We start from the raw sequence: 14,279 nt of genomic DNA on the forward strand, positions 1-14,279 counted from the left end.
CCAACTGTTTTTCTCGAAATCAGATAATCTAGCATGTGATTGTGTTTCTGATAAGCGTTTAAGAAGCGCAGAAGATCACGTAAAAGGAGCAAAGGAATAATGGCTGTACAGCACTGGCAGAATGGTCAAGATTTAGCAGAGTTCTTCGCCCCCGTACTCGAGCGTATAGCCGATGAACAGCAACGGCGTCTTGCGCTCGAGGTACTTGAGTGGGTTCATAACGCCTATCCGCAATTGGATATCCGCATAGCATGGAATCAGCCTATTTTTACACACCACGGAACTTTTATCATTGGCTTTTCCTATGCCAAACACCATATGGCTGTTTCGCCAGAACAAGCTGGAATTGCTAAGTTCGCTGCGGATTTTGACAAAGCAAAACTCTCTCATACCACAATGTTGGTTCGTGTCCCTTGGCCTAGTGCCAAGACTATTACACAAGCGCATTGCGATGATATGGCTGTAGAACTAATCGGGAAAATGATTGAATTCAATATAAAAGACAAAGAAGGATACAGTAATTTTTGGCGTTAAATCTTCGCTATCGCCGGTAACCCCTATAGAGCCTCTAAGAGCAATGATTCTGTAGGGTTCAAGTGTGTTGCCAAAAACATTCTTGTTGATTGTTTTTGCCTCATTCATCGTTAAAGTAGACTAAAAGACGTGACTGAATTAGATAGCCAGCAGCCAAAAGTTATTTATACGGAGCGTCAGTGGGTTCCCTGGTATTGGTGGCTCATTGCTGTTTTTATTGTTGCGTTATTAACTGCGCAATGTGCGCTCAATCGTAGTGTCTTGTGGTTATACATTCCAGCAATCGTCTTGAGCATTATTGCGGTATGGGTATTGCTTACTCTGTCTAATACTCGCATCCGCATTGAAGAAGATCCTGATGGTACGAGGTGGCTTGTCTCTGGTCAAGCTAATCTTCCGCATACAGTTGTATCGCGTTCCATAGCTGTCCCTGCTACTGCAAAACGTAACGCTATGGGTAGGCAACTAGACCCTGCTGCCTATATCATTTCACGTTCTTGGGTGCCAGAAATGGTCATGCTTGTTCTTAATGACCAAGATGATCCTACCCCTTATTGGCTGGTTAGCTCACGCAATCCAGAAGCATTACTTGCTGCTTTTATCCCCAAAGTCCCCTAGGAACGATCCTTAGAAAAATGCTGCGGTGAAAAACAAAATCCTCTCTAGAGCATTCTTGAGAGGATCATTATTTTTTATATGTGGTTATATGTGGCTGCACTTAGCGTAATCAACCAGTTCTATGCGCAGTCCAAACAGATGACTGAGCCATCATCTTCGACATGCGAGATTCGATTACGACGTTGCACGAGGAAACAACTTGAACATGTAAACTCATTCTCTCGACGAGGAACTACCTCAACCTCATTTTCCTCACCAGACAAGTCCATTTGTGGGATATCGAATGATTCAATAATCTCCCCATCGTCGTCGATGCCACTAGTAGATACCTCTGCAGCTTTGAGTCCTTCTAAAGAATCAATCTCTAGATCATCTTCTGCACGTCGACGAGGTGCATCGTAATCGGTTGCCATGAACGTTTTTGCTCCTTAACGATTAAGTCTAAGGCGAGGATATTCCTTAAACTTATATTTTTTCTAAGCTTCCTGACGCAGCATAGTAAAACATATACAGGCGAATCATATTCATATGACACGCTATGCTCGCTATATGTCTCCCTGTCACTGTATGTCACGCCCTAAAATATAACACTGGAGTTATTTTCGCAAAACCTGCTTTTATCTGTACGTTTATCCACTAATAAAACACTCCATATCAGCACCATGTATTGATTACTATCACTCACATACCGCGCTAAGAATAAAAAGCAATGAATATTACTTTGAGCAATGTTAAAATTTGACTCTATGACACGAGTTGGATTTGGCATTGATGTCGGCGGATCTGGTATCAAAGGAGCCAAAGTAGATCTTGATACTGGTCAGTTCATCGGCGAACGCATTAAAATCACTACCCCGCAACCAGCTTCTCCTGCAGCGATTGCACAAACAGTTGCTCGCATTGTCGATCAAGCACAATGGGATGGTGACCTAGGGATTACGCTGCCAGCAGTCATCAAGGAACAGACCGCTTTGACTGCAGCTAATATAGATTCCTCATGGGTTGGCGTCGATGTCCAAAAATTATTTACCGACCATCTTGGTAAACGCACTATTTCCGTGCTTAACGACGCCGATGCCGCAGGTCTTGCTGAAGTAGCTTATGGTGATGCACAAGCACGGCAAGGATTGAGCATTTTACTTACGTTCGGTACCGGTATTGGCTCTGCAATTCTCGTTAATGGCACTCTTGTGCCCAACACAGAATTGGGACATTTGCTGATAGGGGAAATCGAAGCTGAAAAATTAGCTTCCTCTGCTGTAAAAGAACGAGAAGATCTTTCATACACCAAGTGGGCGAAACGAGTAAGTAAAGTTCTCAAAGAATACGAACGGTTGTTTTTCCCCTCAGTTTTTATTGTTGGTGGTGGCATTTCTCGTAAATCGGAAAAATGGGTGCCAAAATTAACAAATTCTACCCCTGTTATCCCAGCTCAGTTGCGTAATACTGCAGGAATTGTGGGGGCTGCATTAGCAGTAGAAAAAGCTCTTAAGCCTTAAAGTTTCCCTGGTTTTTCAGGCCAGTTCAACGCATAGTTTTTATAAATGTTTTATAATGGCACTTTGATTGTGAACATGAGCATTTCTAGCATCTAGACATAGTCATTCTTCCATGATGGTTTGTTATATAGATCGCATAGTTTTGTTCATGTTCTACACCGTTCAACAAAGTTAACTCAGTTTCTTAACTTATAGTGACCGCAGTTATTTTGTGACACGCAATATTCATCCTCCGAAGGCGAAAGGGCGTACGTGGCAGCCACTGAAAATGCAGATTCTTCAGCTACAGCTCCTACCCGTAAAGCTGTGAAGAAGACAGCAAAGAAAAGTACGGCAAAAAAGACAGCACGTAAGGTAACTCCCCGTGCTGCTACTTCAGTAGACGTTCTCCAAGATCTTTCTGTTACTGCTACTACAGAAGATCGCTCTGCAGCCTCCGACGCTGCAGATGCTTCAGAAACACGCACTCCTGCGAAGAAAACCAGCAAGCGTAGCGTCAAATCTGCAACGAAGAAAACGGCTAAAAAGACTGCACGCAAAACTGCTAAAAAAGCTACCCGCAAAGCCACAAAGATAGCTGCCGAGAAACCGCAAGCACCCGCTAACGAAGAATCCCCTACTAAGAATAAAGCTGAGCAAACATCTGAGTTTGATATCGATGATGCTCCGCTTACTCTAGAAGAGGATAATGATGAATTCTCCGATGACCTCGATGTGGGTCTGGATGAGGAAAACTTCGATCCTGACCTAGACGATGACCTTGATGAAGGTGAATCTGAAGTTGGGCTTGACCAAGATGAAGATGATGAAGAGCATACTTCTGCTGTCTGGGATGAGGATGAATCCAAAGCACTACGCCAGGCTCGTAAAGACGCAGAACTCACTGCTTCAGCAGACTCTGTACGCGCTTATCTTAAGCAAATTGGTAAGGTTGCACTGCTCAATGCGGAGCAAGAAGTCTCACTCGCCAAGCGAGTTGAGGCTGGTCTTTATGCTACGTACCGCATGGAGCAAATGGAAGAAGCCTATAATAATGGCGATAAAGACGCTAAGTTAACACCAGCAGTCAAACGCGATTTACGTGCTATTGCTCGTGACGGCCGCAAAGCGAAGAACCACTTATTAGAAGCAAATCTGCGTCTTGTTGTTTCTCTTGCTAAGCGCTATACCGGACGTGGCATGGCTTTCCTTGACCTCATTCAAGAAGGTAATTTGGGTCTTATTCGCGCTGTAGAGAAATTTGACTATACCAAGGGATATAAATTCTCTACCTATGCAACCTGGTGGATTCGCCAAGCAATTACCCGTGCTATGGCTGATCAGGCTCGTACCATTCGTATTCCTGTTCACATGGTAGAGGTCATTAATAAACTTGGCCGTATCCAGCGTGAGCTTCTTCAGGATCTTGGTCGTGAGCCAACGCCACAAGAGTTGGCCAAAGAAATGGATATCACCGAAGAAAAAGTTTTAGAGATTCAACAATATGCTCGTGAACCTATCTCTTTGGATCAGACCATTGGTGATGAAGGTGATAGCCAACTTGGTGACTTTATCGAAGATTCAGAGGCCGTAATTGCAGTCGATGCTGTTTCTTTCACGTTATTGCAAGATCAACTCCAAGATGTGCTTCATACTCTTTCTGAGCGTGAAGCAGGTGTCGTAAAGCTGCGTTTTGGTCTTACCGACGGTATGCCACGTACCTTGGATGAAATTGGTCAAGTGTACGGTGTTACCCGTGAGCGTATTCGCCAAATTGAGTCGAAAACTATGTCGAAACTACGTCATCCTTCTCGTTCTCAAGTTTTACGCGATTACCTCGATTAGCCTCTCCAAAAATCAAGCAGCATGGGGACTTCCCTTTTTCAAGGTTTCCCTATGCTGCTTTGGGTTTTATGGCTCAACGTTACACAACAGTGGTAACTGGCTGTTCCTTGTGCTTTTCGACGTATCGGGCAAAATCAAACTCTGACCCTGTGCGCTGATACTCTAATGCCTTAATCTGCTCTAAATCTGAAAGCACGAACGTAGTATATGCCTTAGGTTTTCCATAACCAATCTTTCGATGCAACCACTCAAACGGACCTGGTTTCTTTAGTTTCTCTAAAATACCGGCAATGATGAACGTCGCTAGCCATACCCCAAATGCTATTGCCACAAGTTTCCATGCCGAAGCATTGACTCCTTGATGCAGCGTATATTTATTGACAATGATAAAAAAGAAGACAGATTGCAAAAGATATCCGCTCATCGAGCGCTTTCCTAAAGCAATAAAAGGTTTCATCCATGTTTGTGGTTTCTGATCAGTAGTAATGCGATCAAATAGCAAAGCAAGTAGTGCAAGAAAACCAGGACCGGTAAGTACGCCCAAAGAACTATTGAGCTCTCCCCAAATATCGTACCCTGGTATCACGCCAATCATCGACAAACCCCAAGGCAACCCAATACCAAAAACAATAACTACATAAATAGCAGCCCATACGTATAGATGCCGTCGATAACGATCAATACGTGTGAGTACATTTCGTCGTGCAGCGACAAATCCCAGTATGATCACTGGCCCAAATGAAAAAAGAGCAGCCGGAACTCGGATAAAACTACTTACTACCACAATCAAACCAAAAAGTAACTGCTCAGGATAACTACCCGGTCCGCCAACAAGAGAAGGATCATCAACGATAGCTGTGCTGTTGTTCCAATCCAAGAAGAAAATTATATTGCCAACAGTGATAATGCTGATGAGCGCGAAAAAAATACCGGCAATAACAAGCAACCACTTATCTGACAAAGAAATCGTAAAAGAAAGCAAAACAGCTATTCCACCATATAAGAGCATGATGTCGCCACTAAAAAGAAAAATAGCATGAAGAGCGCCAAAAAGCGCCAAAAAAGCATAGCGCCTAATAAGCACCATACGTGCTTGCGACAAACGCGCTCCTGCTTTAAGCTCACGCATCAGAATAAGACCAATTCCGTAGCCCAATAAGGTGCTAAACATTGGCAATCCACGTACATGCGCAAACATGGCGGCGAGCACAATTGTCACTTTATCTAAGGTTTGTTGTATTCCTGCCTGATAATGAATAGCTCCATAATCAGTGACGCTAAGCCTGTTATAAAAGCCGTCGTCGTAATAGCACCAGATTGTGAGTACGTTTGCAATGGCAATACCAAGTAATGCTAGACCACGAGCAAAATCAGGAAGAAGAAGTCTTGTTTTTTGGTTCATTATTTATCGCCTTATCCACTCGGTTTAGCTACTTCACTGCACTCAAATACCCAAACAGGGGCAGATTTATAGCTTCCATAGCTAACACCTGCCCCTCTTATCTTCTGAAGATAATGCTCTTCTTGTGCCTACTCAGTAATGTGACACGAGTAAAAGCACGAACACTCCATCACTTGCTCACATTAGCCGTTCACATAGTCATCGATAGTTTTTTCGATGCACTGATCAAGTTCTTGCTGGGTGGAAGTAATGTCATCGCAGTGTTGTACCTCATCTTTAATGCCGAGAACGAACATGGTGAAAAATACTGCCACGATAGCAGTAATAATGAGAGAAATGATTGATGTCACGAGTCCGGTAATCGCCATACCTTTGCGCTTTTGATCGGTATCAGACATTTTCGCTGCTTTTCGTAGCGCAAGGATGGACAACACTAAGCCAGCAATAGGCAACAAGATGGTCACACCGAGGAATAGTGATGCGATACCAATACCCATCGCCCAAGGTGCGAGAGCGTTTACTTCTGGTTGCCTGTAAGAAGCGGGATAACCGCTAAGTGGTTGTGGTTGTGCTGCTGAATAAGGAGAATAGGTGTTTGCATCTGTTCCTGGTGTAATACCCTGAGCACCATTTTCCTGATACTGCGTATAACCTGAGGCTGTACTGCCATTCGATTCCTGATTAGGTTGTGGTGTTCCAGGAGCATAGGGATTACTCATAATTCTTTGCGTCTTCCTTAATCTGTATCTATATGCCTATGATTTTTATTCACTCGAAGTGGAAAAACATCTACTGCCATAGTAGGGCAACCTGAAAAGTACCGCAGCTATCATCATCACTTCGTTATTATTTTGTTATTAGAAAACACTTATAGCTTTAAGTTAATAAAAGAATTTTACCAACGTCGTAAGTATTCAATCCGAGCCCGCAATTGCTCAGCAGAACACATCGCAGTCGGCGGCCCACCACACTTTTTTCGCGCCTCCGTATGAATAGCCCCATGCGGTCGCCCAGTACGCGAAGCAGTAATGGCAACCAAAGCGTTGAGCTCTTTACGTAGCTTTGGAATTTCTTGACTCGTCACCTGAGACTGTGCACCCTGCATTTTCTGAGCTTTTCGACGCTGCTCTTCCTCTTTTTGCCGCCGCTTATCTTCAGCTTGGCGAGCATCTAATTGCGCACTCTGACGTTTATTGAGCAACGCCCGCATTTGCTCTGCATCAAGTAAACCCGGTAACCCAAGAAAATCCGCTTCTTCTTCCGAACCGACACGTGTACCAGTTCCATACGAAGAGCCATCATAAATCAATGCATCTAACTCTGCTTCTGCCCCAATCGACTCATAAGCAGGCAACTCATCTTTATGTGTCTCTTGTTTATTAGCTGCTGCCAATAATTCATCATCCCACCCTTCTTTAGGGCGATCAGGTTTGCCAAGAACATGATCACGTGATGTTTCTAATTTTGCTGCTAAGTCAAGCAAGACTGGCACTGACGGTAAAAATACTGATGCCGTTTCACCTTTTTTCCGCGAACGCACAAAGCGCCCAATCGCCTGGGCAAAGAACAACGGCGTAGAAGAACTTGTAGCATAGACGCCTACAGCAAGACGAGGCACGTCAACCCCTTCAGAAACCATACGCACAGCGACCATCCACTCATCAGTGCCATCAGAAAAATCCTCAATCCTTTGTGAGGCACCAGTCTCATCAGACAAAATAACTGACACAGGCGTAGACGACAATGCTTCTAAAATTTTCGCATAAGCACGAGCTGTTGTCTTATCAGTTGCAATCACCAAGCCACCTGCATCAGGGATATGCTTGCGCAGTTGCATTAGCCGAGTATGAGCAGCACGAAGGACTGCAGGTATCCAATCACCACGAGGATCAAGAGCGGTTTTCCATGCACGAGCTGTTTGTTCAGCATTGAGCGGTTCACCTAAGCGGGCAGCATACTCTTCCCCAGCACTTGTACGCCACCGAGCTTCACCCGAGTAAGCAAGAAAAACCACAGGGCGCACTACCCCATCTGCTAGTGCGTCTGCATACGCATAAGTATGATCCGACTGCGAGACTAAGTGTCCTTCGCCGTCTTCTTCATAGCGAACAAACGGAATGGGAGAATCATCAGATCGAAACGGAGTACCAGTAAGTGCTAAACGTCGCTCAGCATCAGAATAGGCTTCTCGAATTCCATCTCCCCAGCTTTTTGTATCACCGCCATGATGAATCTCATCCATAATCACCAATGATCGCTTTGCCGTGGCAATGCTGTAATGCTTATAAGGGTGCATTGCCACCTGCGCATAGGTAACAACAATTCCGTCATAATGCGGGTTTACTGCATCAGTGTTCTTAAACTTTGGATCAAGAGCAAGCCCAACTCGCGCAGCAGCTCCCGACCACTGTTGCTTAAGATGCTCTGTAGGAACGACCACGATTACCCGATCCACGGTATGTTGGGTTTTCAGCTCAGTTGCTACTCGCAATGCAAAGGTTGTTTTTCCCGCTCCAGGTGTTGCCACAGCAAGGAAATCACGTGGATTGGTCATTAAGTATTTGCTGAGCGCCTTGCGCTGCCAGGCGCGAAGGTTATCACTCACTTCTTACGTAGACCTCGATAGATTCTCTCGCAATCTGGACATACAGGTGATCCTGGTTTGGCTTGTTTTGTTACTGGAAAAGTTTCACCGCACAAGGCAACAACCATTTTCCCTGAAATGGCAGAATCAACTATTTGGTCTTTTTTGACATAGTGGAAAAATTGAGGTGTATCGTCCCCAGTGCTGATTTTTTCCCGAGTATCCGGACGTTCCAGTGTCTGCGTTGAAGTGCTCACCTCATCTATAATGCCCCACTTCTATGCCGAAAGCACATAATGGGGCTACGCTTGGCTAATATGAGTAACTTTCGTGGGACAATTGTCGAGCATGAGCAATCATCTGATGATAATTTCCCTTCGCGTCGCCCACGTATAGGGCAGATACTGGATTTTGTATCTCGGCCAATGCGCAGACGCACAGCTGTGCTCATTACTGATGCCAAACAAAGTCCGGAGCAAAATAGAAAGCGTCGCAAAAAGACTTATACCTGGTTGCAAGGGTTGCGAATCCCTTTTCTGCTATTGGCAGCTCTGACGTATTTTTTCATGCACAATATCGCGCTTTCGACGATTCTGTTCTTGGTGTCCATTCCGTTACCGTGGATAGCTGTTGTCATTGCTAATGAAACTGGGCAGCGTCGAGATAAGCGGGAACAACAAGTATATAAGCCTGCGTTGATAAGAGCTCAACAAGAAATTAGTGCACAGCAAGCAGCGCTTGAGGAGCACCACACGCAATCAAAAAATGATAGAGAACATTCTACTAATACACCTGATGACAATGCATCAGACGAGGAATAAATTATGAAAGCAGTATTAACTCGAGTGAGCTACGCGGATGTACGAGTAAAGCGAGAAAATAATAACGACGGCACAGAATGTTGGGAAAAAATTGCTGAAATAAAGTGCTCAGATAGCGGCGGTATTTTAGCCCTGGTGGGAGTTGCTCGTAGTGATGACAGCACTGATGCAGCATTGATGGCAAGAAAAATTGCTGAACTACGTATTTTGGCAGGCGAAAAGAATGTTGAACAGGCTCACGCCCCAGTTTTATTAGTAAGTCAATTTACTTTGTTAGGGCAAACAGCAAAAGGACGACGGCCTTCTTGGTCTGAGGCTGCTCCTTCTGAACTTGCTCACCCGCTCATAGAAGAAGTAGCTCTTTTATTGCGCGAGCGTGGCATATATGTAGAGCAAGGACAATTCGGTGCGCATATGAAAGTTTCTTCCACTAACGACGGTCCTTTTACTGTGTTGGTAGAAACCTAATGTGAGCTTTGTACCTCTACGGGTTGCTTCTTCTGATCGGTAATGATCGGTAATGGGGTTTCGATACTGAAAAATATTCTGAATGGGGTGGGAACAAAAGCATGACCTAACCCGTTACTTCATATAGAACACCGATTTCAGGAGGTAGCAAGGTGACTAGCCCTTCCATACAGGATTATGAAGCTGAAGAAGTCGATCAGGGTAGCCGTCGAGGGCATACGAATGATAATCCCTCAGCAGATCTTGTTCGTGTGTATCTCAATGGTATCGGTAAGACCGCTTTGCTTACTGCCGAAGATGAGGTTCATCTAGCGCAAACTATCGAAACAGGTCTTTATGCTGAGTACCTTCTAGAAAACTCTGCTGATCAGCTTACTCGTGCAAAGAAACGTGATCTTAAAGTCCTTGTCAAGGAAGGACGCAAAGCTCGATCGCATCTTTTGGAGGCAAATTTACGCCTTGTCGTTTCCCTTGCTAAGCGCTATACCGGACGTGGGATGCCATTATTGGATCTCATTCAAGAAGGAAACTTGGGTCTTATCCGCGCTATGGAAAAATTCGACTATACCAAGGGATTTAAGTTCTCTACTTATGCTACATGGTGGATTCGCCAAGCCATTACACGCGGCATGGCCGATCAATCTCGCACAATTCGTTTACCAGTGCATTTAGTAGAACAAGTCAATAAACTTTCACGTATCAAGCGCGAAATGTATCAGCATCTAGGACGTGAGGCAACAAATGAGGAACTTGCCGAAGAATCAGGAATTGATGAGTCCAAGATTGAGATGCTCTTGCGGCAGTCGCGTGACCCAGTAAGTTTGGATATGCCTGTGGGGGCAGATGAAGAGGCACCTTTAGGTGACTTTATTGAAGATTCAGAAGCAGCTGATGCTGAAGCTGCGGTAGTTGCTTCATTGCGCCACTCTGATATTCGTGAGGTCTTAGGTACTCTCGAACAACGTGAACAAGATGTCATTCGTATGCGTTATGGTCTAGACGACGGTGTCCCGCGCACTTTGGATCAAATTGGTCGTGAGTTTGGTCTGTCTCGCGAGCGTGTCCGGCAAATAGAACGGGAAGTAATGTCAAAACTTCGCGGAGGCGCACACGCTGATCGTCTGCGAGAATATGCGCTGTAATAGCCCCTTGGCTGATGATGACAACCATATGCTATATGGTTGTCATCTTTTTTAATCTTTACCCCTGCTTATAGTTTTGTCTTGTGTATGATCGTTGTATCAAGGTGATAAGAAAGCTAGCAGATTTTTCGTTAGTATTTAACATTATCTGATGATACATATGCCAAGTACATTAATCTTTATATAATTATTAAATAATTAGCGCATAGTGTTTTAAGGAATTGAGGTATAACCGTGAAAGATCTAGTCGATACCACAGAAATGTATCTCCGCACGATTTATGAACTAGAAGAAGAAGGCATTACTCCACTCCGAGCGCGTATTGCTGAACGACTAGAACAATCAGGTCCCACGGTAAGCCAAACAGTAGCTCGCATGGAACGAGATGGACTTGTACATGTTAGCGCAGATCGTAGTTTAGAAATGACGGATAAAGGGCGTGCCCTTGCCACTGCTGTAATGCGTAAACATCGTCTTGCAGAACGCTTACTCACCGATGTTATTGGGCTTGATATCCAAAAAGTACATAGCGAGGCATGTCGCTGGGAGCACGTCATGAGTGACGAAGTAGAGCGACGTCTTGTGGATGTACTTGATGACGTTGAACGCTCCCCTTTTGGTAACCCTATTCCAGGACTTCAAGATTTAGGTGTCGAAGGAGTCTCTAACACAAGTACAGGAGTACGCACTATTGATGCACCAGTTGGAGAACCTCGCACTGTGCGTATTGTGCAGATTAATGAGATTCTTCAAGATGATTCTGATCAATTCCGAGCTCTGCTTAATGCCGGAATTACAATCGGCAGTGAAGTGCAATTCGAGAACAAGTCAGGTCACATTTTCCTATCTGCTAACGGAAAAACAATCGAGCTTATCGACGACCTAGCCCACGCAGTTCATATTGAAGAAATCTAAACACTTTTGGTTGCATTCCATAGAAATATAAAGCATTAAGGATCAGAATACGATGAAATTATTGGTCACTGGCGGAGCTGGTTACGTCGGCAGTGTGTGTGCAAAGGTTCTTCTAGAAAAAGGGCATGAGGTCGTTATTGTCGATAATCTTTCCACAGGAAACAGTTGGGCCATCCCAGCAGAAGCAACTTTCATTGAAGGCAATGTCGACGATGTTGCTTCACAGGTGCTTTCCAGTGGCGACTTCGATGGTGTTGTACACTTTGCAGCACGTTCTCTGGTAGGAGAATCTGTTGAAAAACCAGATGAATACTGGCGAGATAATGTTATTACCACTTTAACTCTCCTCAACGCCATGAAAGACAATAATGTCACCAACCTGGTTTTTTCCTCTACCGCCGCTACATATGGGGAACCGGAGAACACACCAATCACGGAATTAAACCCCACTCAGCCCACTAATCCTTACGGTGCAACAAAACTCGCCATCGATTATGCCATTTCTTCTTATTGCAAAGCATATGGTATCGCTGCTACCAGCCTGCGCTATTTCAACGTCGCAGGTGCATATGGCAATCTTGGTGAAATCCGTGAAATTGAGACTCATCTTATTCCGCTTGTCCTTCAGGTAGCACTTGGTCAGCGTGATCATATTTCCATCTATGGCACAGATTGGCCTACCCCGGATGGAACCTGTATCCGCGATTATATTCATATCCGTGATCTTGCCGAAGCACACTGCCTTGCACTTGACTCCAATGTTCCCGCTGAACACAGAATATTTAACCTAGGCTCTGGCACTGGTTTTTCTGTCAAAGAAGTTATTGATATGTGCAGGCAAGTAACTGGACACCCCATTCCTGCACAAGAAGCACCACGTAGAGCTGGTGATCCCGCTGTTTTGATCGCTTCTTCAGATAAGGCAATAACTGAACTTAACTGGCAACCAACACGTACCGATTTGCACACCATTGTTCAGGATGCCTGGGCTTTCACCTCTGAATATGCCCGTTCACATACAGATCGTTAAGGTGCTTTTATGCTGGCGTATGTGTTGTTGCCTACGCCAGCATAATTTACTCTAGGGCGCCTGGCCTCTCAGTCTCTTAGTACAGTGGTAGAAGAATTATTGCCGTCAATCTCTCACAGGCCATGTATCTTCTATGCTCTCACGAGCACCCCGGCAGATGGCACCAAGAAGCTCTTTGGTCATTCCCCGCTGATAGCCTTTGAGAATAAGTTTGCTCAAAATATGCCCTGGGACAGCTAGTTGTGCCTGTTGTAACGCAATCACTCCCCTAAAATGCGGACCATATATAAACACTAAAATGGCAAAAAGTGTCAAAGCATTAGCCCGGATCTCACCAGAAAAGGATCTAGCAACTGCTAGCAAAATAATTTTCGCTGCTTGAGGCTGGTTAAGCAGCGCCAAAATAATTCTGTCGCGAACAAAACTTGTAGCAAAATGTGCAGCAAAGAACACAAGTAATTCACTGTTATAGGCTGTCCTATCGTCAGTACACAATAGCTCTTTCTCAAATTCTGTTAATAGCTCTGAAACGGAAATATTCTCTGAAAACATCTGAATTTGTAAATTCATGCCATTGCTGACTGCAATTTTATTGAGTTGTTCTCTTTTATCTGCTGAAAAGGCAGAATACCGATGAGAAAAATAATCCATTGCTTCCTCCCGAGTGAGATCAGGCAATTCACCTTTTCTCATTATGGCTTGCATTACAGGAGAACAAGAAATAAAAGCAACTTTTCCTTGATACCACTGTGAATTCTTTTCCATATCAGGAAAGAAATTTTCATCTGCAAAGAGCAATTGGTACTCTGCTTCTGTTTTAATTTCTGGTACCCACCAACAACCAACTATTTCCGACACAGCATCATTAGCAATATGCATAAGTTTTGCGTGTAATTCATCCAGCTTATCGACGTTTTCTCGAGTAATAATTACTGCCAGAACAATGTTGGCTCCTATGGAACGTACTGCTACTCCAACATCATGAGCATAATCCAAATCTGCAAGACTAAGGCGAATGATTGGACCAGGCTCTATATTATCGCTACATATGCTCCACGTATTCTCACTATCTGTATGTGTAACCGTTGCATTATTTTTTACATGGCGAAAACTTAAAAAAACTACTGATTCTTCCGGGTAGTAGCCAAAGTGCCCTGGAATATCAGCAAGAAGCTGCTTCATCGTTATGTCATCGTTTCGTTGTGTATTCACACAAAAGACAATGCCAATTTTATTGCCACCTGCATAGTGTTTCGTCGATAGCTACTATTTTTCTGTGGATAAATAGTCAGTCTCGTAAGTTATGCACAATTACGCTCTTTATTTTTCTTGTTTTCTGCAATGCTACTTAGAAAATCCATAATGAAGGGAACATATTTCCGATAGTGTGCGTTGTAGTAGATACCTCGACAAGTGATGCAAAATCCATGCATACAGATAGG

Annotated in this window: 15 protein-coding genes; 9 read left to right on the top strand and 6 right to left on the bottom strand. The window is 44.2% G+C overall.

Going from position 1 to position 14,279, the window contains the following annotated elements; translation table 11 throughout:
* Nucleotides 1-99: 99 nt before the first annotated feature.
* The gene (locus EML15_RS01105; RefSeq protein ID WP_144273007.1) at nt 100-534 is read left to right on the top strand and encodes a DUF1801 domain-containing protein; all 435 of its coding nucleotides are present in this window, start codon (nt 100-102) and stop codon (nt 532-534) included.
* Between the two features lie 129 nt (nt 535-663).
* Nucleotides 664-1,152, top strand: a complete 489-nt coding sequence (locus EML15_RS01110; RefSeq protein WP_144273008.1) for a DUF3093 domain-containing protein — start codon at nt 664-666, stop codon at nt 1,150-1,152.
* A 119-nt stretch (nt 1,153-1,271) separates the two neighbouring features.
* Here EML15_RS01110 and EML15_RS01115 read toward each other — a convergent pair whose 3' ends face one another.
* Complete coding sequence (locus EML15_RS01115; protein ID WP_144273009.1) at nt 1,272-1,565, bottom strand: DUF4193 domain-containing protein; 294 nt, start codon at nt 1,563-1,565, stop codon at nt 1,272-1,274.
* Nucleotides 1,566-1,898: 333 nt separating this feature from the next.
* Between EML15_RS01115 and ppgK the strand changes: the two genes are divergently transcribed.
* Together ppgK and EML15_RS01125 are read left to right on the top strand one after the other, a co-directional pair.
* Nucleotides 1,899-2,651: a polyphosphate--glucose phosphotransferase gene (ppgK, locus tag EML15_RS01120; RefSeq protein WP_144273010.1), complete on the top strand. Its 753-nt coding sequence runs from the start codon at nt 1,899-1,901 to the stop codon at nt 2,649-2,651.
* A 252-nt stretch (nt 2,652-2,903) separates the two neighbouring features.
* Nucleotides 2,904-4,475 (top strand): RNA polymerase sigma factor, encoded by a 1,572-nt coding sequence (locus EML15_RS01125; protein ID WP_144273011.1) that lies wholly within the window; start codon nt 2,904-2,906, stop codon nt 4,473-4,475.
* A 79-nt stretch (nt 4,476-4,554) separates the two neighbouring features.
* On the opposite strand, the gene EML15_RS01130 is transcribed toward EML15_RS01125, so the two are convergent.
* From EML15_RS01130 to EML15_RS01145, 4 genes are all read right to left on the bottom strand, one after another.
* Nucleotides 4,555-5,877 carry a DUF418 domain-containing protein gene (locus tag EML15_RS01130; protein WP_144273012.1) on the bottom strand — a complete coding sequence of 441 codons (1,323 nt, stop codon included), beginning with the start codon at nt 5,875-5,877 and terminating at the stop codon, nt 4,555-4,557.
* A gap of 182 nt (nt 5,878-6,059) precedes the next feature.
* On the bottom strand, nt 6,060-6,596 hold the full coding sequence (locus EML15_RS01135; RefSeq protein ID WP_144273013.1) for a DUF4190 domain-containing protein: 537 nt from the start codon (nt 6,594-6,596) through the stop codon (nt 6,060-6,062).
* A gap of 176 nt (nt 6,597-6,772) precedes the next feature.
* Nucleotides 6,773-8,482, bottom strand: coding sequence for a DEAD/DEAH box helicase (locus EML15_RS01140; protein ID WP_144273014.1), 1,710 nt, complete (start codon nt 8,480-8,482; stop codon nt 6,773-6,775).
* Nucleotides 8,479-8,718 (bottom strand): DUF3039 domain-containing protein, encoded by a 240-nt coding sequence (locus EML15_RS01145; RefSeq protein ID WP_144273015.1) that lies wholly within the window; start codon nt 8,716-8,718, stop codon nt 8,479-8,481. Before EML15_RS01145 ends, EML15_RS01140 begins: the two co-directional genes overlap by 4 nt.
* A 60-nt stretch (nt 8,719-8,778) precedes the next feature.
* Between EML15_RS01145 and EML15_RS01150 the strand changes: the two genes are divergently transcribed.
* The 5 genes from EML15_RS01150 to galE all read left to right on the top strand — a co-directional run bounded on the left by EML15_RS01150 (nt 8,779) and on the right by galE (nt 12,837).
* Nucleotides 8,779-9,282: a DUF3099 domain-containing protein gene (locus tag EML15_RS01150; RefSeq protein ID WP_246858048.1), complete on the top strand. Its 504-nt coding sequence runs from the start codon at nt 8,779-8,781 to the stop codon at nt 9,280-9,282.
* A 3-nt stretch (nt 9,283-9,285) separates the two neighbouring features.
* A complete protein-coding gene (dtd, locus tag EML15_RS01155; protein WP_144273016.1) occupies nt 9,286-9,750 on the top strand; it encodes a D-aminoacyl-tRNA deacylase in 465 nt (154 codons plus the stop codon).
* A 152-nt stretch (nt 9,751-9,902) separates the two neighbouring features.
* The gene (locus EML15_RS01160; protein WP_144273017.1) at nt 9,903-10,892 is read left to right on the top strand and encodes a sigma-70 family RNA polymerase sigma factor; all 990 of its coding nucleotides are present in this window, start codon (nt 9,903-9,905) and stop codon (nt 10,890-10,892) included.
* 234 nt (nt 10,893-11,126) lie between these two features.
* On the top strand, nt 11,127-11,807 hold the full coding sequence (locus EML15_RS01165) for an iron dependent repressor, metal binding and dimerization domain protein (RefSeq protein ID WP_144273018.1): 681 nt from the start codon (nt 11,127-11,129) through the stop codon (nt 11,805-11,807).
* Nucleotides 11,808-11,859: 52 nt separating this feature from the next.
* Nucleotides 11,860-12,837 (top strand): UDP-glucose 4-epimerase GalE, encoded by a 978-nt coding sequence (galE, locus tag EML15_RS01170; RefSeq protein ID WP_144273019.1) that lies wholly within the window; start codon nt 11,860-11,862, stop codon nt 12,835-12,837.
* Nucleotides 12,838-12,942: 105 nt separating this feature from the next.
* On the opposite strand, the gene EML15_RS01175 is transcribed toward galE, so the two are convergent.
* Complete coding sequence (locus EML15_RS01175) at nt 12,943-14,049, bottom strand: DUF4192 domain-containing protein (protein ID WP_144273020.1); 1,107 nt, start codon at nt 14,047-14,049, stop codon at nt 12,943-12,945.
* Between the last annotated feature and the right edge of the window lie 230 nt (nt 14,050-14,279).

The sequence above is a fragment of the Corynebacterium sp. sy017 genome, from assembly GCF_017918135.1.
Classification (GTDB): domain Bacteria; phylum Actinomycetota; class Actinomycetes; order Mycobacteriales; family Mycobacteriaceae; genus Corynebacterium.

What these genes read in the sequence shown, in the direction of transcription:
- EML15_RS01135 (WP_144273013.1), bottom strand. Translation starts at nt 6,596, where the DNA reads ATGAGTAATCCCTATGCTCCTGGAACACCACAACCTAATCAGGAATCG.
- EML15_RS01115 (WP_144273009.1), bottom strand. Translation starts at nt 1,565, where the DNA reads ATGGCAACCGATTACGATGCACCTCGTCGACGTGCAGAAGATGATCTA.
- EML15_RS01130 (WP_144273012.1), bottom strand. Translation starts at nt 5,877, where the DNA reads ATGAACCAAAAAACAAGACTTCTTCTTCCTGATTTTGCTCGTGGTCTA.
- ppgK (WP_144273010.1), top strand. Translation starts at nt 1,899, where the DNA reads ATGACACGAGTTGGATTTGGCATTGATGTCGGCGGATCTGGTATCAAA.
- dtd (WP_144273016.1), top strand. Translation starts at nt 9,286, where the DNA reads ATGAAAGCAGTATTAACTCGAGTGAGCTACGCGGATGTACGAGTAAAG.
- galE (WP_144273019.1), top strand. Translation starts at nt 11,860, where the DNA reads ATGAAATTATTGGTCACTGGCGGAGCTGGTTACGTCGGCAGTGTGTGT.
- EML15_RS01105 (WP_144273007.1), top strand. Translation starts at nt 100, where the DNA reads ATGGCTGTACAGCACTGGCAGAATGGTCAAGATTTAGCAGAGTTCTTC.
- EML15_RS01150 (WP_246858048.1), top strand. Translation starts at nt 8,779, where the DNA reads ATGAGTAACTTTCGTGGGACAATTGTCGAGCATGAGCAATCATCTGAT.